At 63.2% G+C, this 23,802-nt stretch carries 27 protein-coding genes and 1 tRNA gene; 8 read left to right on the top strand and 20 right to left on the bottom strand.

Annotated features, from left to right (window positions below; genetic code table 11):
- Window positions 1-188: 188 nt before the first annotated feature.
- Window positions 189-259: transfer RNA gene (locus tag ACFWU5_RS26375), tRNA-Gly, on the top strand.
- A gap of 195 nt (window positions 260-454) precedes the next feature.
- Here ACFWU5_RS26375 and ACFWU5_RS26370 read toward each other — a convergent pair.
- Window positions 455-766, bottom strand: a complete 312-nt coding sequence (locus ACFWU5_RS26370) for a hypothetical protein (RefSeq protein ID WP_379247388.1) — start codon at window positions 764-766, stop codon at window positions 455-457.
- A gap of 113 nt (window positions 767-879) precedes the next feature.
- On the opposite strand from ACFWU5_RS26370, the gene ACFWU5_RS26365 reads away from it, so the two are divergent.
- The 3 genes from ACFWU5_RS26365 (at window position 880) to ACFWU5_RS26355 (ending at window position 3,735) form a co-directional block, all read left to right on the top strand.
- Entirely contained in the window at window positions 880-1,629 is a 750-nt protein-coding gene (locus tag ACFWU5_RS26365) for a crotonase/enoyl-CoA hydratase family protein (RefSeq protein WP_379269479.1), read from the top strand.
- A gap of 166 nt (window positions 1,630-1,795) precedes the next feature.
- The gene (locus tag ACFWU5_RS26360) at window positions 1,796-2,902 is read left to right on the top strand and encodes a DUF4185 domain-containing protein (protein ID WP_379247384.1); all 1,107 of its coding nucleotides are present in this window, start codon (window positions 1,796-1,798) and stop codon (window positions 2,900-2,902) included.
- A gap of 161 nt (window positions 2,903-3,063) precedes the next feature.
- Window positions 3,064-3,735 carry a class I SAM-dependent methyltransferase gene (locus tag ACFWU5_RS26355; protein ID WP_379269477.1) on the top strand — a complete coding sequence of 224 codons (672 nt, stop codon included), beginning with the start codon at window positions 3,064-3,066 and terminating at the stop codon, window positions 3,733-3,735.
- Window positions 3,736-3,791: 56 nt separating this feature from the next.
- Here ACFWU5_RS26355 and ACFWU5_RS26350 read toward each other — a convergent pair whose 3' ends face one another.
- Window positions 3,792-4,394, bottom strand: coding sequence for an alpha/beta family hydrolase (locus tag ACFWU5_RS26350; RefSeq protein WP_379269475.1), 603 nt, complete (start codon window positions 4,392-4,394; stop codon window positions 3,792-3,794).
- Window positions 4,395-4,604: 210 nt separating this feature from the next.
- On the opposite strand from ACFWU5_RS26350, the gene ACFWU5_RS26345 reads away from it, so the two are divergent.
- Both ACFWU5_RS26345 and ACFWU5_RS26340 read left to right on the top strand, forming a co-directional pair.
- Window positions 4,605-6,440 (top strand): acyl-CoA dehydrogenase, encoded by a 1,836-nt coding sequence (locus tag ACFWU5_RS26345; protein WP_379269481.1) that lies wholly within the window; start codon window positions 4,605-4,607, stop codon window positions 6,438-6,440.
- A 294-nt stretch (window positions 6,441-6,734) separates the two neighbouring features.
- Window positions 6,735-7,448, top strand: a complete 714-nt coding sequence (locus ACFWU5_RS26340; protein WP_379269473.1) for a helix-turn-helix domain-containing protein — start codon at window positions 6,735-6,737, stop codon at window positions 7,446-7,448.
- Window positions 7,449-7,455: 7 nt separating this feature from the next.
- On the opposite strand, the gene ACFWU5_RS26335 is transcribed toward ACFWU5_RS26340, so the two are convergent.
- Window positions 7,456-8,439 carry a GlxA family transcriptional regulator gene (locus tag ACFWU5_RS26335; RefSeq protein WP_379269471.1) on the bottom strand — a complete coding sequence of 328 codons (984 nt, stop codon included), beginning with the start codon at window positions 8,437-8,439 and terminating at the stop codon, window positions 7,456-7,458.
- A gap of 73 nt (window positions 8,440-8,512) precedes the next feature.
- Between ACFWU5_RS26335 and ACFWU5_RS26330 the strand changes: the two genes are divergently transcribed.
- Window positions 8,513-9,109 (top strand): cysteine hydrolase family protein, encoded by a 597-nt coding sequence (locus tag ACFWU5_RS26330; protein WP_379269469.1) that lies wholly within the window; start codon window positions 8,513-8,515, stop codon window positions 9,107-9,109.
- Here the strand turns inward: ACFWU5_RS26330 and ACFWU5_RS26325 are convergent.
- The gene (locus tag ACFWU5_RS26325) at window positions 9,091-9,516 is read right to left on the bottom strand and encodes a hypothetical protein (protein WP_379269467.1); all 426 of its coding nucleotides are present in this window, start codon (window positions 9,514-9,516) and stop codon (window positions 9,091-9,093) included. The two genes, ACFWU5_RS26330 and ACFWU5_RS26325, sit on opposite strands and share 19 nt — an antisense overlap.
- Window positions 9,517-9,946: 430 nt before the next feature.
- On the opposite strand from ACFWU5_RS26325, the gene ACFWU5_RS26320 reads away from it, so the two are divergent.
- A complete protein-coding gene (locus tag ACFWU5_RS26320) occupies window positions 9,947-10,750 on the top strand; it encodes a hypothetical protein (RefSeq protein WP_379247368.1) in 804 nt (267 codons plus the stop codon).
- Between the two features lie 80 nt (window positions 10,751-10,830).
- On the opposite strand, the gene ACFWU5_RS26315 is transcribed toward ACFWU5_RS26320, so the two are convergent.
- The 16 genes from ACFWU5_RS26315 to ACFWU5_RS26240 form a co-directional block, all read right to left on the bottom strand.
- The gene (locus tag ACFWU5_RS26315; protein ID WP_379247366.1) at window positions 10,831-11,196 is read right to left on the bottom strand and encodes a DUF86 domain-containing protein; all 366 of its coding nucleotides are present in this window, start codon (window positions 11,194-11,196) and stop codon (window positions 10,831-10,833) included.
- Entirely contained in the window at window positions 11,193-11,636 is a 444-nt protein-coding gene (locus ACFWU5_RS26310) for a helix-turn-helix domain-containing protein (RefSeq protein ID WP_379247364.1), read from the bottom strand. The genes ACFWU5_RS26315 and ACFWU5_RS26310 overlap by 4 nt, the downstream gene beginning before the upstream one ends.
- A gap of 146 nt (window positions 11,637-11,782) precedes the next feature.
- Window positions 11,783-12,223 (bottom strand): hypothetical protein, encoded by a 441-nt coding sequence (locus ACFWU5_RS26305; protein WP_379247362.1) that lies wholly within the window; start codon window positions 12,221-12,223, stop codon window positions 11,783-11,785.
- On the bottom strand, window positions 12,223-12,426 hold the full coding sequence (locus ACFWU5_RS26300; RefSeq protein ID WP_379269465.1) for a hypothetical protein: 204 nt from the start codon (window positions 12,424-12,426) through the stop codon (window positions 12,223-12,225). Before ACFWU5_RS26300 ends, ACFWU5_RS26305 begins: the two co-directional genes overlap by 1 nt.
- Window positions 12,427-12,455: 29 nt before the next feature.
- A complete protein-coding gene (locus ACFWU5_RS26295; RefSeq protein WP_379247360.1) occupies window positions 12,456-13,739 on the bottom strand; it encodes a hypothetical protein in 1,284 nt (427 codons plus the stop codon).
- A gap of 41 nt (window positions 13,740-13,780) precedes the next feature.
- Window positions 13,781-14,815 (bottom strand): hypothetical protein, encoded by a 1,035-nt coding sequence (locus ACFWU5_RS26290; protein WP_379269463.1) that lies wholly within the window; start codon window positions 14,813-14,815, stop codon window positions 13,781-13,783.
- Window positions 14,812-15,885, bottom strand: coding sequence for a hypothetical protein (locus ACFWU5_RS26285; RefSeq protein ID WP_379269461.1), 1,074 nt, complete (start codon window positions 15,883-15,885; stop codon window positions 14,812-14,814). The genes ACFWU5_RS26290 and ACFWU5_RS26285 overlap by 4 nt, the downstream gene beginning before the upstream one ends.
- Window positions 15,886-15,891: 6 nt before the next feature.
- Entirely contained in the window at window positions 15,892-16,947 is a 1,056-nt protein-coding gene (locus ACFWU5_RS26280) for a hypothetical protein (protein ID WP_379247354.1), read from the bottom strand.
- Between the two features lie 28 nt (window positions 16,948-16,975).
- Entirely contained in the window at window positions 16,976-18,529 is a 1,554-nt protein-coding gene (locus tag ACFWU5_RS26275) for a phage tail protein (RefSeq protein WP_379269460.1), read from the bottom strand.
- A gap of 97 nt (window positions 18,530-18,626) precedes the next feature.
- The gene (locus ACFWU5_RS26270; RefSeq protein WP_379269458.1) at window positions 18,627-19,040 is read right to left on the bottom strand and encodes a hypothetical protein; all 414 of its coding nucleotides are present in this window, start codon (window positions 19,038-19,040) and stop codon (window positions 18,627-18,629) included.
- An 81-nt stretch (window positions 19,041-19,121) separates the two neighbouring features.
- Window positions 19,122-19,451: a hypothetical protein gene (locus ACFWU5_RS26265; RefSeq protein ID WP_379269457.1), complete on the bottom strand. Its 330-nt coding sequence runs from the start codon at window positions 19,449-19,451 to the stop codon at window positions 19,122-19,124.
- A gap of 57 nt (window positions 19,452-19,508) precedes the next feature.
- The gene (locus ACFWU5_RS26260) at window positions 19,509-19,922 is read right to left on the bottom strand and encodes a hypothetical protein (protein WP_379269455.1); all 414 of its coding nucleotides are present in this window, start codon (window positions 19,920-19,922) and stop codon (window positions 19,509-19,511) included.
- An 84-nt stretch (window positions 19,923-20,006) separates the two neighbouring features.
- Window positions 20,007-20,492, bottom strand: a complete 486-nt coding sequence (locus tag ACFWU5_RS26255) for an Imm1 family immunity protein (protein WP_379269453.1) — start codon at window positions 20,490-20,492, stop codon at window positions 20,007-20,009.
- 16 nt (window positions 20,493-20,508) lie between these two features.
- Window positions 20,509-20,820: a DddA-like double-stranded DNA deaminase toxin gene (locus tag ACFWU5_RS26250; RefSeq protein WP_379269451.1), complete on the bottom strand. Its 312-nt coding sequence runs from the start codon at window positions 20,818-20,820 to the stop codon at window positions 20,509-20,511.
- Window positions 20,821-20,985: 165 nt separating this feature from the next.
- Window positions 20,986-21,486 (bottom strand): hypothetical protein, encoded by a 501-nt coding sequence (locus ACFWU5_RS26245; protein ID WP_379269450.1) that lies wholly within the window; start codon window positions 21,484-21,486, stop codon window positions 20,986-20,988.
- 19 nt (window positions 21,487-21,505) lie between these two features.
- Window positions 21,506-23,458 carry a hypothetical protein gene (locus ACFWU5_RS26240; RefSeq protein ID WP_379269448.1) on the bottom strand — a complete coding sequence of 651 codons (1,953 nt, stop codon included), beginning with the start codon at window positions 23,456-23,458 and terminating at the stop codon, window positions 21,506-21,508.
- Between the last annotated feature and the right edge of the window lie 344 nt (window positions 23,459-23,802).

Below are 23,802 nucleotides of genomic sequence, written 5' to 3'. Positions count from 1 at the left end.
CACTACTGGTTGCCCGAAAGCTGCTGATCAGCAGCTTTCAACCAATCCGAAACCGCTCAGGCCGGGCCGACCGCCTGGCGAAAAATTGAGGCTAGAACGCCCCACCGACAGAAAGCCGAAGCTGCGAAGACTTGCGTTGCGCGCCGAGGGGTCTGATAGAGTCGCGAAAGCGCTTCCGAGCGCCGCAAGCCGATGTAGTTCAATGGTAGAACTTCTGCTTCCCAAGCAGATGGCGCGGGTTCGATTCCCGTCATCGGCTCTGTACCGCCTCCCCGTGTATTTAGGCCAGACCTAGACGCGGGGAGGCTTTTTTGTGCGGCCGGGGGTTTTGGGGGTGGTTGCCTTTGCTGTGGGTGGGGAGTTACCCATGTGCTTGCGAGATCAGTGGGCACCTTGCGAGATCAGTGGTGTCTTGGGGCCGCGCGAGGGGGGATGCCCTCACGCGGTGGGTGGGTCATTTGCCTAGGCGGACGCAGTCGGCGGCGATTTTCGATTGGGCCGCGGCGACTTTGGCGGCGTCTTCCTCGGCGAGGAGTTTTGCCGGGTCGTCGGATTTCGCGTTCGACACCATGACGCGCAGGCCGTCCTGGGACATGCCCGAGTCCAGGAATACCTGGGCCGCGCAGTCGGCCAGTGCCACGTTGCTCAATCCCTTGTCCTGCAACGACCTCGACAGTTCGATCTGGGTGACCTCGGTCGGTTCGTCGACGCAGGCAGACAGCACCGGCAGCGTGAGCAGCGTCGCGGCGAGTAGATAGTTCCGCACGTGGGAGTCCTCTCGATCACCGCGCATCAGCCGATGCGCGGCCGTTGGCGATCATGCCGCACGGTCGCGTTCGGGGCCACCCACCGGAACTGACTCGCGAGTAAGATAGGGGCATGGGAGAGCACATCACCGTCCGTTTCGACAACGACCGCGCCTACGTCGCCTTGAACAGGCCGGCCAAACACAATGGCCTGACGCTGGAGATGTTGCGCGATCTGGTCGCAGCGGCCCGAAAGGTGGCCGCCCACAAGGACACTCGCGCGGTGATCCTCACCGGCAACGGCCCCAGTTTCAGCAGCGGCCTCGATATCGCCGCCGCCACGCGCAATCCGGTGGCTATCGTCAAGGAATTCCTGCCCCGCCCGTTGCGCGGCACCAACACCTTCCAGGAAGCCTGCTGGGCATGGCGGCGCCTGGACGTCCCGGTGATCGCCGCGGTTCACGGTCGCTGCTTCGGCGGCGGCCTCCAGCTCGCCTTAGCCGCCGATTTCCGCATCGCCACCCCCTCGGCCGAGTTCTCGGTGATGGAGGTCGCCCACGGCCTGATCCCCGATATGACCGGCCCCGCCACGTTGTCGCAGCTCATCGGCCTCGACCAGGCCCTGCTGCTGTCGATGACCGCCGACTCGATCGACGCCGATTACGCCCGCCGGATCGGCCTGATCACCGACATCGCCGACGACCCGGTGCAGGCCGCGGAAGCGTTGGCCGACCGCATCACCGTCCGCGATCGCAAGGCGGTGGCCGCCGCCAAGCACCTGTTCGACCGTTCCTGGCAGCGTGATTCGCGCGCGACGTTCGCCGCCGAGCGCTTGGCCCAGTTGCCCTTGCTGCTGGGTAAGGCGCTGGGCCGTCACCCCTGACAGGCAATCGGCCGGTAATTGATGCCGGATACCTAAGGGATGTACCGCACATCACAGTGAACGACTGTTAGCATCGCTTCGATTCGCTGACCAGTCGAAACGCGGTACGTGGCTCCCGAAGTCGGTCGTGCCCCGCTTTCGGCGCGACCCGGAGGCCGCATCACCTGTGAACAAGACCGGATCCATCCTGCTGTCCGCTCTCGCAGGTACCACGGCCTTGCTGGTGAGCGCCGCGCCACCGGCGGTGTCGAATCCCAACGCCATCAACCCGATTCCCGTTCTCAACGGCACCCACGGCCTGCCGGTGTTGCACGGTCGCACCCAGGCGGTGTTCCAGGTGACGGGCCTGGCCAGCCCCAACAACACCCAGAACTACAACGTGCTGGGCACCGACCTGGGCATCATGTGGGACAACGGCCGCGGCGAGATGCTCACCGCCTTCGGCGACACCGCGGGCATCGGTTTCCCGAACCTGCTCGCGGGCAGCACCTGGGCGTGGCGCTCCAACATCCTGGTCCGCACCCACGATCGAAACCCCGCCGACGGCATCATGTTCGACGGTGTCGTGCGCGATGTGATCGGCCAGGCCCGCGACCTGATCCCCAGCCCGAAGATCCCGTTCCTGGAGATCAGCCGCATCCCCACCGCCGGCATTTCCGCCAACGGCGTGCAGTACATGTCGCTGATGTCGGTGAAGACCTGGGACGCCCCCGGCGAGTGGACCACCAGCTATTCGGGCCTGGCCGCCTCGGCCGACAACGGCGAGACCTGGGCCGACCTGGGCCACACCCGCCGCCCCGACGAGGGCGGCAACGCCAACTTCCAGATGAACGCCTTCCTCAAAGACGGCGGTTTCGTCTACGAGTACGGCACCCGCGCGGGCCGCAACAACGAGGCGTTCGTCGCCCGCGTCCCCGAGGCGCAGATCGAGAACCTCGCGGCCTACGAGTACTGGGACGGCGGCGAGTGGAAGCTCGGCGACGTGAACGCCGCGGCCCCGATCATGGGCGGCGTGGGCGAATTGTCGGTGATGTACAACGAGCATCTGGGCCAGTTCATCTCCCTGACCACCGACCCGTTCAATTCCATCGTGATGCGCCGCGCCGACTCCCCGGTGGGCCCGTGGAGCGCCCCGGAGGTCCTCATCGACGCGCGCCAACTCCCCACCGCCTACGCCCCCTCGATCTTCCCGTACCAAACCGGCCGCGACCTGTACTTCATGACCACCATCCACACCCAGTACAACGTCGTCCTGATGCGCACCACACTCTGAGCCGGTTCCGCCTCTCCGCGTATTCAAGCCAGACTCAGGCGCGTGTTCAGTTCGGCAGGCGGCAAGACTCGGGTCGGGGCGAGTTGGCCCGTTCCCGGCGAGTTACCCATGTACGTGCTAGATCAGTACGACGTGGCGATACGGAGTCCTACACTCGTGTCATGGATGCGGCGGATTGGGACTCTAGGTATGCGCGCACTGAATTGGTTTGGGGCGCACCGCCGAACAGCACCGTCGTCGAACACGTCTACGGACTGGACCGTCGAATCCCCCTGCTCCCCGACGAGTCCGGCGACACTCCGCCACTCCCGCGAGCTCTAGACCTGGCCTGCGGCGAAGGCCGCCACGCCCTCTGGCTGGCCACGCACGGCTGGCAGGTCACCGCCGTCGACTTCTCGCAGGTAGGCATCGACAAAGGCAGAACAGTCGCCGCCCGCCTATCCCGATCGGTCCGTTCCCGCGTGAACTGGCAAACAGCCGACATCACCGACCTCGAATCCGCCGACATCACCGGCCCCTTCGAACTGATCCTGATGGTCTTCGTCCACCTGCCCGCCGACGAACGCCGCCCCCTCCTGAACCAACTCGCGGACATGCTCGTCCCCGGCGGCATGCTGCTGATCCTGGGCCACGCCACCCGCAACATCACCGACGGTTACGGCGGCCCCCAGGAACCCCCGATCCTGTTCTCCCCCGACGACCTGCGCGCCGACCTGACCCGCGACGACATCACCATCACCGTCGCCCACGAGGTCTTCCGCCCCACCGAGGGCGCCGACGCCATAGATTCCCTGCTCATCGCCCAACGCCCCCTCCCCGAGCCCACCGACTGATCAAGATCACCAGGCTCTCAGGGATTTTTCTACTCGGCCGATGTTTGCGCCACTGCCTAGTGATCAACCGTCCAATGGGCGAACCAGGGCGTAACCGTCGCCGCGATCACGTCGAACCCCGTCCGAAACGCGTGCGCCTGCTTCGGAATCACCCGCACCTCGGCCGCATCAGCCGGATCGGGCACCCCGAACGGGTCACTACCCCCGTTGATCACCACCACCTCGATCCCCCCGGTCGCCAGCAACTCCTCCCGCCGACTCTTCTCCGGCTTCCCCGGCGGATGCAACGGAAACGACAGCGCGATCACCCCGACGGCCCCCACTTCCACCGCCGTCCGGCACGCGACCCGCGCCCCATTGCTGCGACCCCCCTGAACAACGGGCACCCCCGGAAACCGAGCCCGCAACGCCGCCACGATCTCCACCCAAGCCTGATCCTGCTTCACCACATTGCCCGGCGCCCGCCCCCCTGCAACCCGATACGGCTGCATCACCCGAGCTACCGCACCACCGGCTTCCACTGCCGAATCACGCACGGCCAGAATGTCTTTCGCATCCACTCCACCCCCGGCCCCATGGGTGATCACGAGCAGAAATGCCGGATCCGCCACCTCGTCGAGGGCGATCTCGGCCGGTCCCGCGGTCGTGTCGATGCGCACACCTCACGGTAGCCCCGAGGTCGCGGCGAGCAAGCGCAGAGCACTCGCGCGTGTTTTTCACATCACATTGCCCCGTACCCCTTTGCCAGTGGCATTACCCACCGGTAATATGATCCATAAGTTACCCGCGAGTAGCATGCGGAAAACCGGCGACGGGCGGGAACGGCAATCACCGACCGCACCAGAACTCAATGGAGAGTGAGTACTCACATGGGCCACTACAAGGCAAACGTTCGCGACCTCGAGTTCAACCTCTTCGAGGTTCTCGGCATCGACAAGGTGCTCGACGCAGGCACCTTCGGTGACCTGGACACCGACACCGTCAAGGAAATGCTCTCCGAGATCCGTCGCCTGGCCGAGGGTCCGATCGCCGAGTCGTTCGCCGACGCCGACCGCAACCCGCCGGTGTTCGACCCGGAGACCCACACCATCTCCATCCCGGCTTCGTTCAAGAAGTCCTACAAGGCCTTCGAAGACGGCGAGTGGGCCAAGGTCGGCATCAACGAGGAGCTCGGTGGCCTCGGCGCCCCGGCCGCGATCGCGTGGGCCCTGTCGGAGATGGTGCTCGGCGCCAACCCGCCCGTCCAGATGTACGCCGCAGGCGCCCCCTTCAGCCAGGTGCTCTACGACAACGGCACCGATGAGCAGAAGAAGTGGGCTCAGACGATGTCCGAGCGCAACTGGGGCTGCACCATGGTGCTGACCGAGCCCGATGCCGGTTCCGACGTCGGCGCGGGCCGCTCCAAGGCGATCAAGCAGGAAGACGGCTCCTGGCACATCGAGGGCGTGAAGCGCTTCATCACCTCGGCCGATTCCGACGACATGTTCGAGAACATCGTGCACCTGGTGCTGGCTCGCCCCGAGGGCGCAGGCCCCGGCACCAAGGGCCTGTCGCTGTTCTACGTCCCGAAGACCCACTTCGACTTCGAGACCCAGACCTTCGGTGACCGCAACGGCGTGTTCGTCACCAACGTCGAGCACAAGATGGGCATCAAGGCCTCGGCCACCTGTGAGGTCACCTTCGGCGGCCACGGCGTTCCCGCCAAGGGCTGGCTCGTCGGCGAGGTCCACAACGGCATCGCGCAGATGTTCGACGTGATCGAGAACGCGCGCATGATGGTCGGCACCAAGGCCATCGCGACCCTGTCGACCGGTTACCTGAACGCGCTGGAGTACGCCAAGACTCGCGTGCAGGGTGCCGACCTGACCCAGATGACCGACAAGGCCGCGCCCCGCGTGACCATCACCCACCACCCCGACGTGCGTCGTTCGCTGGCCATGCAGAAGGCGTACGCCGAGGGCCTGCGCGCGGTCTACCTGTACACCGCCGCGCACCAGAACCCGGAAATCGCCGAGGTCGTCTCGGGTGCGGACAAGGACGTCGCGTTCCGCGTGAACGACCTGCTGCTGCCGATCGTCAAGGGTGTCGGCTCCGAGCGCGCCTACCAGTACCTGACCGATTCGCTGCAGACCTTCGGTGGCTCCGGCTTCCTGCAGGACTACCCGATCGAGCAGTACATCCGCGACGCGAAGATCGACTCGCTGTACGAGGGCACCACCGCCATCCAGGCGCAGGACTTCTTCTTCCGCAAGATCGCGCGTGACCGCGGTGTGGCCCTGGCCCACGTGGCGGGCCAGATCCAGAAGTTCCTGGAGTCCGACTCGGCCAACGAGCGTCTGAAGGGTGAGCGCAAGCTGCTCGCCACCGCACTCGAGGACGTGCAGACCATGGCCGCCACCCTGACCGGCCACCTGATGGGCGCGCAGGAGCAGCCGACCGAGCTGTACAAGGTCGGTCTGGGTTCGGTGCGTTTCCTGATGGCCGTGGGCGACCTGTTCATCGGCTGGATGCTGCTGAACCAGGCCGAGATCGCGCTTGCCGCCCTGGACAACGGTGCCGCCGGTGCCGACAAGTCCTTCTACACCGGCAAGGTCGCCTCGGCGCAGTTCTTCGCCCGCAACGTCCTGCCCGAGCTGACCGCCACCCGCGCGATCCTGGCCAACCTGGACAACGACATCATGGACCTGGACGAGGCTGCCTTCTAAGTCTCACCTGATCCACGCAAAAAACGGGCCGGAGCATTACGCTCCGGCCCGTTTTGTTGTTCCTACGCAGAGCCGCTGGACAGAGCCGCGAGCGTGGTGAGGAAGTACATCAGGCCATCCATGAAAATCTCCTTCGAAGTGAGTCGGCCATTCCTACCACGGGAAAAATAAGCCTGCCCACTCGAAGATGAACGCCGAGCAAACTTGCCCGCGCCGCCCGGTTCCCAGCCGCGTGCGCACCTGTCGGCGTACCCTGGCTGTACCGTCGGTTGGGGTGAGGCTCGGGGGTTCGGCATGGGTGAAAGTACCGCTCTCAGTGTGTATTTGCGCGAGCGACGACTGGCCGCCGGCCTCGCGCGCACCGAGCTGGCGGTGCGCACCCAGCTCGCGCCGCTGCTGATCAGCCAGATCGAATCCGGTGCCCTCGTCCCCAATCCCGCTATGCTGCAACGACTTTTCGACAGTCTCGACGTGCCGCTGTGGTATCGAAAGCACATTCTCGTGCTCGGTCTGCCCGCGGTAGAGGCGGGCACCGCGCCCTCGACCCCCTCGGCCGAAGACCTCGCCGACCTGGCCAGCCTGACCCATCCCGCGTCGCTGATCCGCTTCCCCACCATGGACATGCTCGCCGCGAACGCCGACTACCAGCGCCTTTTCCCGGGTCTGGGCGCGGGCGTGAACATGCTCGAGTGGATGTTCCTCAACCCCGCGGCGAAGAAGGTCTACCTCGACTGGACCACCGAGGCCCAACTGCTGGTGCACGCCTTCCGGATGCTCGCCCCGCTGGCCCCCACTCAACGCGTGACATCGATCACCGACTCGTGCGGCGGGTCCCCCGACTGGGATCGGATCTGGACCAGCGAAGTCCGCGCGCAAGACATTGCCCGCCGCCACCTGCGCGTCCGCGACCGCGGCACCGGCTTGGAGCGCCGCATGATGCTGCGCATCTACGACCCCGCGTTCCCCAGCCGCCCGTGGTGGCTGTACCGCCTGATCCCGGCGCGCTGAGAGACTTTCACGGAACCGCCCCGATCCGGAACCGTTGCCGATACTCATGGGGTGTGGTGTCCAACTTCCGGCGAAAAGCGCGCGCCAGCGTATCAATGGTGTTGAAACCGCAAGCGGCGGCGATCTTTTGGAGCGTGTCGTCGCTGGTCTCCAACCGTTGCCGCGCCACCTCCACCCGCGCCGACTCGATATAGGCCGCGGGCGTGCACCCCAGTTCCGTGCGAAAGATCCGCGTGAGTTGCCGTTCGCTGACATGTATCTGCGCCGCCAACTCACCCACCGTCAGCGACCCGGCGATATTGCGCGTGATGTACTGCCGCAAATCCTCGATCCGCCGCGTGGTCGACACCGGCTCGAGCGACACACTGAACTGACTCTGCCCACTGGGCCTTTTCAAATACATCACCAACTGGCGAGCAACCCGCAACGCCACTTCATCCCCGAAATCATCGGCCACCAACGCCAACGTCAAATCCAGGCAAGCCGTGAGTCCCGCACCCGTCCATACGTTTTCGTCGCGAATGTAGATCGGATCGGCATCGACGATCACCTCGGGATGCTCCCTGGCCAACTGCTGCGCCGTCGACCAATGCGTGGTCGCGCGCTTGCCCTCGAGCAACCCCGCCGCGGCGAGAATATGCGCCCCCACGCACACCGAAGCCACCCGCCGAGCCCTCCGCGCCAGCGTCGCCACCGCCGCGACCACCCCCGGATCGACCACCGCACTCACCCGCCGCGCACCGTCGATCTCGACCGCGCCCGGCACCACCAGCGTGTCCACCCGTCCCACTCCCGCGAACGTGACATCGGGCAGAATCCGCACCCCCGCCGAGGTGGTCACCGGCGCCATCGACGCCGCCGCCAACACCACCCGATACCCCGTAGGCCCCTCGACCTCCCGCTGCAACAGTGCGAAAACTTCCGGCGGCCCCGTGACATCCAGCAGATCCACCCGATCGAACAACACGATCACAATCAGCCGCTCAGCCACCACAACCTCCATGTCCGAATCTGCAGGTTACACGTCATTGCCGACACCACCGCCCGCGAATACCGTGAATTTCATGACCTCCACAACGCTGCGCGAACTCAACGGCTTCGACGAAACCCCCGCCACCCTGTCCAACTCCACCCTGGTCCTGATCGACTACCAGAACACCTACACCCAGGGCGTCATGGAACTCACCGACTGGGCACCCGCCCTCGAATCCGCAGCCCAACTCCTCACCGCCGCAAGACTTTCCGGCACCCCCGTCATCCACGTCATCAACGACGGCGGCAGAAACACCCCCTACGACATCACCGCCGAAATCGGCCAGATCCACCCCGAAGTAGCCCCTCTCGCAAACGAACCCACCGTGGTCAAAACCGCCCCCAACGCCTTCATCAACACCAACCTCGCCGAACTCGTCGACGCCGCAGGCAAACCCAACCTCATCCTCGTCGGCTTCATGACCCACATGTGCGTCACCTTCACCGCCGAAGGCGCATTCCTCCGAGGCAACACCCCCACCATCATCGCCAATGCCTGCGCCACCCGCCCCCTGGGCAAAGTCCCCGCCGCCCAACTCCACGAAAGCGCCCTGGCCACCATCACCGACCTCTACGGCATCGTCGTCAACACCCCCGCCGACCTGATCGGCTACTCGGTGAATTCGTAGAAATACCAGTCGTCGCCCAGCGGCAGATAATAGGTGTGCCCACGCACACCTTCTCGAAGTTCCTCATTCGGCAGATAGACGAACCCGTTGCGGACCACCGGATAATCGCGGGACAAGCGGAAATGACACCCGCCGTCGGGCAATCGTTCGACGTCATAGAACTCGTAGACACCGACCTTCTCCCTGTTGTACGAAGAACCCGACGGCGGACTGTCCCCCGCCCCGCACGCCACCCCCGCCCGGTGCATATCCCCCCGCGACACAGCCCACCCGATGCGCCCCGAGATCTCGAACCAGGTCATCGACACCGTAACCGCGACGAACAACGGCACCACCAGCCCCCACCGCCACCACCACCTCGGATACCGCCGGTACCCGACGACGGCCAGCACCACCCACCCCAACACAGGTATCGAGAGATTGATACCTGTGAAAAACCGAGTGTTGAGATCCTCGAACGCCGACACATCCGCCCAAACGATCCACAGACAACACGCGACCGCCAACCCCGTCACCACAACCATCAGTACCGCCCACACCAACGGCCCACCCCGCCCCGAAATACGCCCCGAGCTCAACACCCCTTGATCCGCTTCGCCGCCCCCACATTCTGCAGCAAAATCACCGACCTACTCCTAAACCTCGCAAGAACCCGACTCGAACGCGAACGGGCAACAGGAGATCGTAACCCCCACCCCCACCAACGCAACTCGAAACCTGTTGGTGCGCAACAGCTATGAGCCGCCCGGCTCGGATCCGCCCAGGCACACCCCATCAGCACGGACAGAAGCTACTGTCGATGCGAGCACGACCAGGTCCGACGGCAAGCGAGAATCAATGATCGACTCAGGTCCCGGCTACGCAGGATCTCCAGAGAACTACGTCTGGAAAATCCACACCCCAGATCCCCTCGTTCGATCCCACCGAACCGCCCTGACAATCACAGTTGGCATCCTGGCTTTATCCGTCGCCATCGGCTGCATCGCCGATATCCGATTCTTGTCGAGCATCGCGGCCATAATATTGGTGCCCTCAGCAATCTGGCTGATAGACATCCTCGCCGAAGAAACCACACACCGTCCCCGCGTTTCCGTCTGCTCGGAGACAGCCGAACCAACCCTGAGATATAGGCCCACCAACTTTGCCAGCGCCCTGTTCGGCATTCCGCTGGTCGCACCAATTACGGCCGTCTACGGCTGGACACACAACATCCCGGAACCGTTAGTCGCCGGGATCGTACTCAGCACCCTCTGGATCGCATTGATAATCGCGCTAGCAATAATGAGCAAGGCCGAATTGCGCTGGGACAGCGATACCCTACGCATAACCACGCGCCTATACGAACGCCATTGCAGGTGGGATGATATTCGCTCGATTTCCGTCACAGAGAAGTCCCACGGCAATGTTGCAGTCCGAATAGTGTCCGAGCAAGCAGCGGTACAAACAACATGGCGATATATACGACGCCGCTCCCCCCGAACACATGAATCAACGTGGGACATTTTGCCCGTCAACTGGGGCACGCGAGCAAACTCTCTAGCGTCAACCATCGACTATGTGTGGCAAAATCCAGACTTCAGAACAAATCCCGATCCCACACCATTGACCGCCATGCTGAGAACCCCAGACTGGCACGTGTAGCAACCTTGCGCATCCACAGCGCCGTGTCCACCATCACCGACCTCTACGGCATCGTCGTCAACACCCGACGACCTGAACGCCTAGCTCTCGGCGGACTCCAGCTCGAGGAGGATCTCGCGAACGCCGGCAGCCTCCTTGGGCAACCGGGTCGCGAGAAGGTTCCAGAGGATGGTGTGGTCGACGGCGTCGTAGTTGTGGGCGACCAGATTGCGGGTCGCCTTGACTCCGCGCCAGGAGACCTCGGGGTGCGCGGCGATGAATTCCGCAGGCAGACGGGCTACTGACTCGCCGAGTCGGTGCAGGACGGCCTCGGCAGCCAGACGGGTGATCTCGTCGGAGTCGTACGCAGCTTTACCGCCACTGACGATGCGCGCAGCCATCTCGCTGAAGGCGAGGAAGTCGCGCAGACTCTTGACGGTTCGATCACCAGTGTTACGGCCGCTCACAGTGGCTTGGCCTCGTCCCGAATGGGGTGGGGCCCGGGCGGCAACCCGCCTTCGGAAACCAAGTCCACATGCAGGCCGGTGAGCTCCTCCAAATCGAGCATCAGCTCGGCCATATCGAGCAGGTCGGCGTCGTCGTCGAATCGCACCAGCAGATCGATGTCACTGCCCGAGACATCATCACCCCGCGACGCCGACCCGAACACCTGAACCCGATTTGCCTTGTGCCGCAACGCGAGCGCGAGAATCTGCTCACGGTGAGCAGCAACCACCCCCGATGGCCGGGGCTGGGCGACCGCACGCAGTCGAGCCATCATCGCCGTCGAGGGCCGACGGCTGCCACTCTCGTAAGCGGCAATATTCGGCTGCGCGACCCCGGAGCGCTGTGCCAGCTCAGCCTGGGTGAGCCCAGCGGCCAAACGCAGTTCGCGGACAGTTTCCATGTCTCGATGATATCGGAAGATATCAACCGTAAAAGCAGAAAAGGCCCAACCCCCGCAAAGGGGTTGGGCTTCTTCTCGATCAATGTTCAGTTCGACGGCCGGTGCCGATAGTCCGTCCGCTCACCGCGGCACGTCACGACCCCGTCTCACCCGATCCGGACGAAAGTGGCCGCCCCACCGGTGATCGTCGCGTACCACAATGACGTGGTGACGTTGTGCGTGATTTCGACGGTCACTACATCACCGGCCGCGATCGCCACCGTCGCGTTCACCACCATCGTGCCGCTCGTTCCCGTCACGGCGGTGCCTGTAGCGACCACCACTGTGTTCACCAGCAACCTGGCTTGGAAGGTTCCCGGCATGCCAGCGCCTGAGTAGGCGATGTTGGCCGACAATGCCGCAGTGGCGGAGCCACCCTGTGTCCGCAGTCCGTCGCCGGAAACCACGGAGCCCGGGTAGCCCACGTTGTCAGCGGTCCAGCCGGGAACGACATTCCACGTGCCGGAGGCGCCGGTCACCACGTTGCCGTTCTTCGTCATCGCGGACGGGCTGAAAACCTCCCCGCCACCAGCAAAGATGTGCGGCATCAATTGCTCCGTTCATCGGAGTCGGGTGCGGGCGTGTTCGGAACGGCGTCCGGCTCGACGGGCAACTCGGGGACTGGTTCCGACCCTGGATCTGGCTGCTTTTCGGCGAGTGCGCCGGGGTAGCCGGATGCCGGGCTCTTCCAGTAGGGCTCCCCGTCGGGGCTTTCCGGTTCGGGATGACTTTCGAGGGGCTGCCACATCATCACGGGTCCCCCGATGAACATCGTCGGCATTACGCGGTCACCCCCGCCAGACTCGCCTGCAGCCCACGTCCGGCCGCACTGTCGACCGTGGTGATCTGCACCGTGACCCGGTCACCGGCGGCGAAGGTCCATGCCCCGGTCACACTGGTGTCCATGGCATGGTTGGCCGCACCGATCGTGGCAGTTGTCCCCGCGACAGCGACGCCGTTCTTGCGCAGTTCCACGACGAGATTGCCTGTTCCCGCTGTTTCGCCACGGTAGGTCACCTTCGACACAGTCAGCGCACGCTCGATCCGAATGCCTTCTGGCACAGTGTTTCCCGCGCCTGCAGCCCGGATCCCCGCGTGTGACTTGATAGCGATGTCATACGCCTGTCCCGCCGCGGTGGGGGTTCGCGCATTCGACAGCCGCGGGTCCGAGTCGGCCAGTGCTTGGATCGCAGTGCGCACTGCCGCGCCGTCCGCGGCGGTGAGCAGCGCACCCCCCAGCGGACTTGTCCCGGTCAGCTGGCCGATCGGGTGGGTGTGCGGCGTCGGCGTTCGAGGGTTGGTCAGGCGCGGGTCGTCGCCGGCGACCGCGGTGGTTGCGGTATCCCCGATGACCGGCGGGAAGGTGACGGGCTTGCCCGAGATGCCGCTCCACAGCGTGGTACCCGCCGGACCGCGCACAACGATGCCCTGACCGTTCGCCGTCCAACCGCTGCCGCTCCGGTAGATGTACAGCAGCCCATCGGATTTGACGATGTACTGGCTACCGTTCGGTGGCGCGGCAGGCAGCTGCGGATAGGTTTCGACCTGCCCGTCGATCTGAATGCCGTGCCCGGCCGGACCGACGACCACAGCGTTGCCCGGCGAAGCGGGCACGGGAGCCGCGAGGGTCAGGTCGACCAGGCCGGTAGAGCCAGTGTCGGGGCTTTCCGGATTCGGGCCGGAAACATACCGAGGAACCTGGAAACTGAACGGTTCCAACGGAATTCGTTCGCCGTCGTACGACAGATCGAACGAAACCCGCCACGTCCATTCCGACGGATTGGTCGCGGGTCCGGGTGCGACCAGGCGCACACCGCGCTTCCCCCGCCAGCTCAGATAGCCGAACTCGTCGAGCTGGCATTCATAGTGGTGCGGAAGCTGGACGTAGGTCGCCGGCGCGGGTTGCGCGTTGCGAACGAGGATTTTCGGCGCGTCGGCGATGAAGGTGATGGTGCCGCTCAGCGGCGGGAATTCGGGCAAGTCGCCGAGGTCGGGGCCGTCGATCACGTTGGCGAGAAACCGCCCGACGACCTTGCCGTACTCGAGCGGAGGCAGATCAGCCATGGCTCAATACCTTTCGAGATGGGGTGCGAGGGTGCGCTGCGTCAGAGGGGCAGCGCACGAACCTGGAGGTGGGAGAAGGCGCCGTAGACCGAGTACGTGCCGCTGCCTGCCGCGCGGGTGGCGACAACGTAGAGGGTGACGGTTTGATTGGCAGGCACGATTCCGATCGCAGCGCCTGGCTCGACCGGGAATTCGAATCCTGGCGAGATCAGTACGTGCCCTGATCGGGATTCCCAGTGGCCCCAGCCCCGGGCGACCACTTCGCCGTCGGGCGCGCCGATGCGCACCGTCGCGTCGCACCGGGTCGGCGCGTTGGAGGTGATTCCGACCGCACCTTCGATCCAGGGCCGCCATGGTGCAGGCTGTGCCGGAATCGTGATGGCTGCCAATACCTTCGGGTCTTCTTTGAGATTTTGCGCGTTGAGGAATTGGCTTTCGCCGATCGTCCACGGTCCGCGCGGGCGCGGCGAGGGGATCGGCAGGAAGTTCTCGGTGGCACTGTCGAATCCGAGCACGTACCCCTGGCCGAGTGGATTCTCCTCGGTGACGAGCACATCGGCCGCGTCGGCGATCCGTCCCGCGGTGCCGCGCCCACCCGTCACGCCCTGCTCACCTCGCGGAAAGGTGATCTCCAACTGCTGATTCGGCGCTGTCCCGAGGATTCGCGCCGAGGCGGCCGATCCGGCAGCGCCTGCCAGTGCCACACCGGTGAGTACGTTCACCGGGCCCCGGCGTCCCGGCTGCCGGAACGCATCGTCGAAGGCGATGAATTCGGTGCCGGTCCAGTAGTAGATCGCGTTCGCCGACACCACGCGCCAAGCCTTGCGCGCATCGGAAGTGGTCAGTCCCAGCGCTGACAAGGCGGCGGCATCGGCGATGTCGCCCTGCCATGCCCACGGCCACGCCGCGGCGCCTTCGACCCCTTGGACCCCGGCCGGTCCTTCGCGCAGTTCGATCAGGACTTCCCGGTCGACGATCTCGACCGGGTTCACGGTGTAGGGCAGACCGACCGAGTCGGCCACTCCACGCATGGTGATCGTGACACCCTGGTCGAAGACGGTTTCGTCGTCGTTCACAACACCCCCACGGGTCGGGCCGTGCACACGATTTCCGCGCCGGCCATCTGATACTCGAAATTCGACGGACCGGCCCGATTCAGGGACACGACGAGTGTCGTCGCCTGGCCTGCTGGGATGACACCCACTTGGCTCGCCGGTGTGATGTTGCGCGCGCCGAAGAACGGCTGGAACCGCGCTCGCGTCTGCAGGCCGGTGGTGTACCCGGTGCCCAGCGCGACGGTCTGCCCCGTCGGCGAGCCGATATGAACGACGGCGTCGACGCGGGTGCCGAAATCGCTGGCAGTTCCGTGCGGGCGCACGACCACGCCACCGGTGATCATCGGAAGCCACGCCGTGTCCTGCGCGGGCACCTTCAGCGTTGCGATCACCATCGTCGTGGCCGTGACCGAGAACTGTGACGGCGCGAACCCCGGACCGCCGTCCCACGCTCGATCCTCGCGAATGGTCCACGGTCCCCGCAGGCCTGGATAGGGTCGTCCCGACCATTTGTTGGTTGTCGCGTTCCAGACGGGCACTGCCCTGTCGGGGTGCGAACCGTCGGCGTAATCCGCGGCCTGACGAATGGGACCTGGGCGGCCGACCGGCCCCTCGAGTCCTTTGACGCCTCGGGGCACGACGATGTCCAATACAAGGTTCGGCGCCGTGCCGCTGACTGTCACCTGGAGGTCGGAATTCGCCGGACCGGTGGTGACGCTGCCGATCGTGAACGAGCACGACGCACCGTCGGGCCCCAGCGCGCCGAAGGCATCGGCGAAGGTGTCCATGCCGGTGCCGTTCCAGTACGCCAGCGCGCCGGACGACACCACACGCCAGGCCTTACCGGCGTGAGCGATGCCCAATTTCGCGGTCAGTGCACTCAGGGCGGCATGGTCGGCGATATCGCCTTCCCAGCGAAACGGTCGTGCGGGCTCACCCTCGGGACCCTGCAGCCCGGTCGCGCCGGTCGTCAGTTCCAGGCTGCCGTCGCGTGGTGTGCCGTGCAGAGCCTGCACGAGTCCGGGCGTGCCGAGTCCCTCGTCCAGTCCGCGAATCAGTGTCGCGTCGAAATAGTTTCCTACCGAGTTCATTTCATCTCATTCCGTGGGCTCGGCGAAGGCGACGAGCGAAGCCCCTACCGGGGAGAACCCGATCTGGTCGGAGTCGGGGCCGGTCCCGATCCGCTCGACCGACACCACGAGGTGTCCCGGCTGACCAGCCGGAACCGTCGCGAAGTCGGAGCTCGGCGAGAGAGCCTTGGCGGTGGCGCCGTCGCGCAGGCACGGGAACAGCGCCACGTACATCCAGGCGCCCGGCGCGCTGATCCCGAAGGCGGTGCCGGTCGCGACGATCGGACCCTGCGCGCTTCCGAGCCGAACCGTCAGCTCGGCGGACTGACTGACCGTTTTCGAGTACGCGGCCATATGGCCGTACACGACCGGTCGCCACCGGAACGGCTGCGCGGGGATGGTGAAGGTGCCACCGTCGACCCGGCTGACCGCGGCGACGTGTTCGCCGAGGAAGTCCTCGTGGTACCACCCCCACGGCCCCGAGCCCAGCGGCGCAGGCGTCGAACGGAATCGACGGCTGGCACGGTCGTAGGCGAAAACACCGCCGTGGCTCGGCCCGTTGGTGGTCTCGTAGTCGGCGGCTTCGGTGATGGTCCCGGAGTCACCGGGCGGACCTGCCTGGCCACGCAGACCCGCGGGCACCGTGGCCCGAAGCTGCTGGTCAGCGGCACGTCCGATAATCTCCAGCGCCGGTTCGATCAACGCAGGTTCATTGACGGTGGCGGTGACCGTGATGCTGTTGGCCTCGGCCGCCGGACCTACCGGTCCCACGGCGTCGACCGAGTGCACCCACCCCGCTTCGGTCCACACGTCCATGCCGTTGTCGTCGAGCCGGTGCCACCACTTGCCCCGATCCTCCGGACCGAGACCTGTCGGTCGCGCGGCGCTGCCGGCCAGCACGCCCATCTTGCGAAACGACGTCCGCGGACGTCCACGCGCACCCGCGATTCCGGCCGGGCCACCGGGCAGCGGCAACTCCGCCACCTCTGGTGCCAGCTCGACCCGCGCGGTCAGCAACGGCAATCCGTCGATATCGGTCTGACGATCCGCGCGCAGCCGCGCGGCGAAACTGATGTCTGCCATAAATCTCTCCTTTCGATTGGCGGGCCGCTCAGAAAATGAGCAGGTCCAAGTCGGCACCCACGTCGGTGGACAGGTCCTTGATCGCCGAGGCCACCCGGCCCAACCGCTGCCACGCCTTGACGACCGAGTCCTCTTCGTCGGACCCGTCGCCCACGGTGATCTGCCACGTCGCCGGGGTTTCGCGGTCGTCGGTGAAGGTCAGCTCGGTGACGAAGTCGGTGAACACCTTCTGGTCCATGGCGAAACCGATCTGGTCGCCCAGGCCGAAGTCGCGGCCGATCAGATAGGGCGCGTTGTCCTGAATGGTCACCTTGTGGCTGGTGTAACCACGGGAAAGGTGCAGGCCCTGCCGAGCGGCGACGAACCCGTCGAGCGTGAATGCCTTGTCGCTGCCGGTGATGAATGCCTCGCGGAACGCATAGGGGCCGGCCTTGTCGACGCGCCCCATGTCCCGATAGACCATCCAGGCGAGGAACACGTCATCGAGCTGGCCGCGGTACAGCCAATCCATGCCGATCAGCGACAGCAACCCCTTGATCGCCAGCTCGATGCCGGCGTTCACCCAGCCCGGCGAACGACCGCCGACGATGATGTCGGTCGCGGTCGGTTTGTGCAGCGCGATCTCCGAGGCACCGATACCGGAGTACTCGCCCTCGAAGTACCACACCCACGGCAGGTTGCGCATGGTGCCGAACTTGCCCGGCGTCCCGTAGACCGCCTCGTATTCCGAGGTCGAATCGAAGTTCGGGTACCTGACCGGCGTGGTGCCGTCGTCAGCGAATTCCTCGAACCACGACAGAATCCCGTCCAGCAGCGACCCGGTCGGCCCAGTGACGCCCGACTTGTCCACCGTCTCCAACACCACGGTCGGCCTGTCGAGGTAGAACCATTCGGGTGCCGGTTGCTCGTCCTCCCCTGGCAGGAAGAACCGCGCGGTCAACATCACGCCCGAGTCCTCGAGCATGGGTTGAAACAGCTTGTCCGCCATATCGAATCGCGCCGAAGCCGCACTCCACCGACTGGTGTCGGTGCGCGGATCGACCGGCACGACCGCGATCGGGAACGTCGTATTCCCCTGCAGCCGCATCAGATTCATCGTCAGGTACGTGGTGACGAGAGTCCGAACCGGACCGAACAGGATATGGTGGCGCGGGAACTGTGCCAGCACCGGCGCGAACGGACTCGCCCAGCAGCAGATCGTCGACACATGGTTCCAGGCGTGAATCGCCTCGATATCCACCGTCTCGACACCGTTGTCGTCCCGGATGATCGAGGCCTTCGTGATGTACCCGTCCCACCGAAAACCCTTGGTGTTCACAGTAATCGGCAGTGTCGTGTCCGCATGATTGCCGAACAGGTGGTCGAAGTGCACCATGTCGCGCGGACAGATCATCTTCAACCCGCCGGCCGAGTTCCGCGGAAAACTCACCTGCAACGACAGGTAACTCCGCTCCTCCCCCACCTCCTGCATGTCCTTGTCCCAGTACCGAACCAGAACCTCTTGATCTCGAGCATCTTCCTGCTCGACCCGAAACATCTCATCCATCCGCCGCGATTCCGCATGCGGGTCCCAAACACCCATCCTCCACCACCTTTCACTTGTTTTTGGGTACAAAAAAACCCCAACTCGTTCGAGTTGAGGTTTCGAGTGGGTCTCGACCGAACCCCTGACGGGCCGCTCAGACAGGAGGGGAAGCGGCATCGCCCGAGGAGAACTCGCCCGACTCGCCTACCCAAGGCTCGGTATGCTTCTGCGGCCTGATCAGCACACCCCCCGTTATCAGCCGATCACTCGGGATTCTTTCGGTACCGGCCAAAGGTATCTCGGTCATCCGACCACCTAACAGCATCCACAGCCCGAAACAATCATCCTCCTCGTCGCGGATCAGGACCTGGACCGAGAATGGATCCGGCCAGTCGAGGCCCTCGAGATGGCCGAGCAGTCCCCACCAGTTGAACCGCCTGAATTGTGCAACCCACATGTAGCAGTCGGCCACGCCTTGTAACGTACCTTCAAAAACGGAGTCATTCACCGGTGTAAAGCACTGGTGCCATTCCCGATCAGGGTCCGGAACAGTCAATGGCTCCATCACGGACCATCCATCACGAGCAAGTACAATAACCTCAGCGAACCGACTCAATTTCTCGTCCTTCCATCTGCTACATGGGGAAGCCTAGCCCAAATCTCCGCCAAATTCCCAGGAAGAAGGCCGTAAGCCCGAAACGCTTGCTCGCTCTATGGCTGTAACCACTTCTTCTTTGGTCAAATTGCCGTGGATCCATCCGCCAATTATCGAAAGGTCGATGATTGGCGGCTCGTATTCCGTTCGCAAGGCAACAAGCAAATTAGCGCCGCCTTCAGGGAAATGTTCCAACATTACTTCTGCCGCATCGACCAGGGAAATCCCTTTGGATCGACACGCCGCCGCGACCCGGATCATACTAGCGAGAACTTCACCCATCAAAAATCGCCATTCTGGATCATCATCGACTGAACAGAACATTCACAGACTTGTAGGCTCCATCGAGGCTCAGCCATGAGTCGACAAACCCAACTTCTATTAGAAAATCCAAGCGATCTCCGGCTTCCGCCCGTGCTGCTGCTCATACCTAACCAGCGCCTCCCGAAGATCGGCCTCGATGCCAACGTTGATCAACGCCTCCCAATATTGACGAACCACATCTAAAGCTTCATCATGTGAAACAAGACCAGACTCTAGATCCTCAATATAGTTATTCTCGACTGAAACGCCATTCACATCAACAGAAAAGAACCATGCATTTCCAGTAAGGTCGAAGTCTACATCTGAGAGCCGCGACGACCTTGCGATTGCGTCGGTAACTTGGATCAAGCTATCGAGCCCGCCCTGAATGTCCTGATATAGCCACGCGGCGATCGCGGTTAGACCGCGCCCGATCGGGCCAACGTCTCGGACCCAATCCCCATCAACAACGAACAGCCCGTCGTCAGACATCTATTTCCTCGACTCTCAGCACGATGAGCGCTAGTTTCTATAACCTCCGCGAATCGACTCACGGGCCTAACCTTTCAGATCGGACTAGCTCCATGGGTCCGTCAAGTTCGGAGGCAAATCACTTACGTCGCCCACGTCTATCTCAGGGCCCGACCAGACCTGCCATTTCAGGCTAGAAGACCTGCTGAAATTACCGTCATAGAAATCGACCAATGCCTGCTTCAGTTGATTGATATCAATCTGAGAATTGCGGGGAAAAACGCGCTCATTTCCGAAATCTAGATACCTCACCAACTCTTCGGAACTGCCTTCATCAGCACCTTGGGTATAATACTCCCCACCTTCTCCCTGAAACAGGATGCTTCCACAGTTGCGAGCGGCGTCAACCCCAATTCCGAGATAGGATGTATGAGCTCCTGCTGGGTTGGTCACAAAGACCGACATATAACTACAGTATTCATTATCAGCATCGACAAGCTCACTGACAGCAGCCACCAAGTCATCAGCCGAGCCAACAACAACGGGATTATCGCGGTGTTCAGGCAATGAGTATGCAGTAATCAAGCTCAAGATGCGCCCTCCATTTCTATGTCCATTCGATGCCACGATACACCGCCGACCCGTTTGGCCACACAACTCGCAATGTACTGCCGGGCGATAGCAGATAAGGAAGTGACATCGCACAACCAGGACAGGGGCCGACCGGATGGTTGATAACCAGTGTACCGTCCGTAATGTTGCCGGACTTCATAATCGCGGCGACCTTCATCTCTACATCGGCCCTCCAAGCCAAATTCGCATTTCCGAGCCTTTGACCGATCAGCGAAGCTCGAATAACCCTATTGACAGCGTCTGATGGGGCCTGTGCCCGAAAGCGTCCCCTCGAAAACAGAATCATCGGCCGCAGTAAAACACTGATGCCACTCCCGATCAGGATCTGGTTGCGTCAATGGCTCCATAGCCGACCACCCATCACGGGCAATGACGATAACCTCCGCAAATCGACTCAAAGCTCTACTTCCTATACATCCAGGGGTATATACCTCTATCGATTTCCGATTGCCTATCGGTCGTAGCGCACCACAGAGCGCCAGTCGCCAAAAGTCGGCAAAGTTTCGTAGTTGGATTCGACATTGATGTTGTCAAACTCGACGACCTCGCTATAGGCCCCTTCCTTCGATGACGTTACTTCAGTCAACCGCCCATCTTGCGTGAAGTAGATGGACGTAGAGGACTCCGATTCGGGAGGTTCCGCATACTTATCATCCGAATAGGAATAGACTACAACCTCAGACAGAAAAAGCTTAGTAACCGAAACCCTATCGAAGGCATACTTGGTAGACTGACGCCCAACACTATCGAAGAACCAAACTCCGAGATAACCTTGCTCCCAATTCACTTCGAGAACGCGCCTCGATTCGACCAAATCTTCGGCTCCCAATTCGACACAATATAGTTGGCCTCGACCATCTCTTGCTTGCGCCTCCACCTCTGACAATTCGTCGATGGGCATATTCGATTGAAAATCCCACATCCAACCGTATCTAGGATCTACATACGTCATATCACTCCTCCTGTGATCATTACAGGACATTACCATTCTCGTCCCTAATCGCAATCCTCAGCCTCAACGCCTCAGCCTTGACTATCGGAGAGACCGGCGCCGACTGAACTGGAACCTCAAGGATCATTTTCCCCGATAGCCCCTTGCCAATCACATAGGAAGGGAGTTGGCTAGCGTTCGATGGGGTGTTGGCAATCCTGGTTCCCGGGCCATACTTTGTGGTCAATTCACGAAGATACTTGATGGCAGTATCCGGTTGAATTTCTGACAGTTGGGTGAACTTCCGCGACACTATTTCCCGGCCATGTATATAGGAATCCAATCTCAAATATTGCCCCTTTGGAGTCCGAACACCTACATGAACCTCGTTTGCGCCGCCCTGGGACGTATAGTGCGGTTCACGGCGGCGATTGAATTCGTTTCCCTCCTCCATGTTCCTTCGAACCCATGGCGGAGGAGACTGCCTGTTCCCACCGCCGACAGGGGGAGTCGTGGGCCCTGTTGAGCTGTTCGGGCCTTGAGGCGGAACCGAGTTGGCACTTCCGGACTGCCTTCCGACGTCAGGCCCACGGGCACTGCCACGCGGATCACGGTGGGTTGCCTGCGGTCCGGTCGGCCTCGCCATTGCTCGATCGCCGGCCGCAGCAGAACCACGCCCTGGGGCACCCGCCATGGCCGTCACTGGCATTCTTGCTTCGAGCATGACGAACTGCTCGATGTCGGCGACGAGGTCTTTCGCCGCCTGGGCGATCATGCCCTCATTGGCGAGGATCTGATTCAGCGGCAACTCGGCACCATTGACCGCCGCAGGCGTTGGCGTGAACTCATCAGCAAGATGAACTGGCCGGCTCGCCGCAGCCGCGGGGATGCCGTGAACTGTCGTATGCAGTCCGGGCACACTCACGGGTCCGGGAACTGCCGCGTGATTCGGCAGTGGTGGGGGAGCATTATCGATAGCGTTGGCACCTGGAGTCGGTGTAGACCCGCGGTCGAGCATAAATTTCTGTCGGTAGTCCAGCGCAGAGTTCGTAACACGGACATCTTGGAGCGCTTGACCAGCTCTGACGGCGTCGACCACATCGTCTGTCGTGCTCAGCACGCCCCAGAATTCGGGCGCAAGTCGACGAACCGTCGCTTTGGCTGCGAGGCCCGTCAAAGCACCAACGCCTGGAACGATGCCAACGATATTCAGTCCGAGTTCGGCAGCGGCCCAAGCAATATCGGCTCCACTGTGATCGCCGCGGTCGTGTGCCGCCTCCCACAACACCAGAGCGGGCCCGTAGGTAATCGCGGCCAGGAACTCGTTGGCCCCTTGTCTGAGGTCGTTGCCGGTGATGTCGACCCGGCTCGCTTCGATCTGCTGCTGGCGGATCTCGTAGGGACTGAACAACGGCGGAGGCTGATACCTGACCGGCATCGTCGGGTCAGTCGCCATAGCGACGTCGAGTCCGTTGTCGATCCATTCCTGGATCCGCGGATCCGACCAGGGAATTCCCGCTTCGTTCAGGCGGGTCCGTGCGTCGAACCGGTCACGTGCCTCCGACTCGGTGCGCGGTTCCCGGTTCGCCCATCGCAGATCGTTGAACTGTTCGGTCGGGGTATACATCGCCGAGTTCAGGCGGGCCCTGGCGGCGGCAGCCGCGAGACCGGCTTCGGCGCTGGTCAGCCCCGATTCCGCGGCGGCGATCGTGTCCAGATCAGCTCGCAACTGCTCGCTGCCGTAACCGCGGCCGGTCCGGAAGATCGTGTCGGGTGTGGTGATCGAGCCGGGGAGCGGGGACGTCTCGGGGACCTGTACCGGAAGTGCGCAAATGCCGGCTACTTCGAGTTCGATAGGCGTGCCTTGGACTGAGGTCCCCACAATGGTCGGGTGACCAGGGATGTCGATCTGGGTAGCGGTGATCGTCACGCCGTTGGTGTCCTGGGACACCTGACGCATATCGGATCCCTGCGGCAGGATGAGGTCGGACACGACCGACAGGCTCGAGCCCTGCTCAGATGTTGGCCGGTAGGACGTTTCCGGGCGGGGTTTCCCACCGGGCAGCAGACCGAAGTCTTGTAGCGGAATAGTCGGCGGTTTGTCGGTCGGGACCACGGGCACTGGTGCTGGCGCAGTTTGCGGTTGGGGAGTCGACGGTGCGGTACTCGGCGCACCAGGCGCGCCCTGCGGTTGAGGTGACCCCTGCGGAAGGATCACAGGTTCTGGAGTCGGCGCCCCCGGCTTCTGGGTAGGTGCCTGTGAGGCCGGCGGAGGATCTTCCCGCACCCGATCAGAGATCGAGATCTCTTGAGCCGACGGAATCTGTTCCTGAGCAG

The sequence above is a fragment of the Nocardia sp. NPDC058640 genome (genome assembly GCF_042716995.1).
In the GTDB taxonomy this organism is placed as follows: domain Bacteria; phylum Actinomycetota; class Actinomycetes; order Mycobacteriales; family Mycobacteriaceae; genus Nocardia.
The sequence above is the reverse complement of the archived record's forward strand: the minus strand, read 5'-3'. Positions and strand labels throughout refer to the sequence as shown.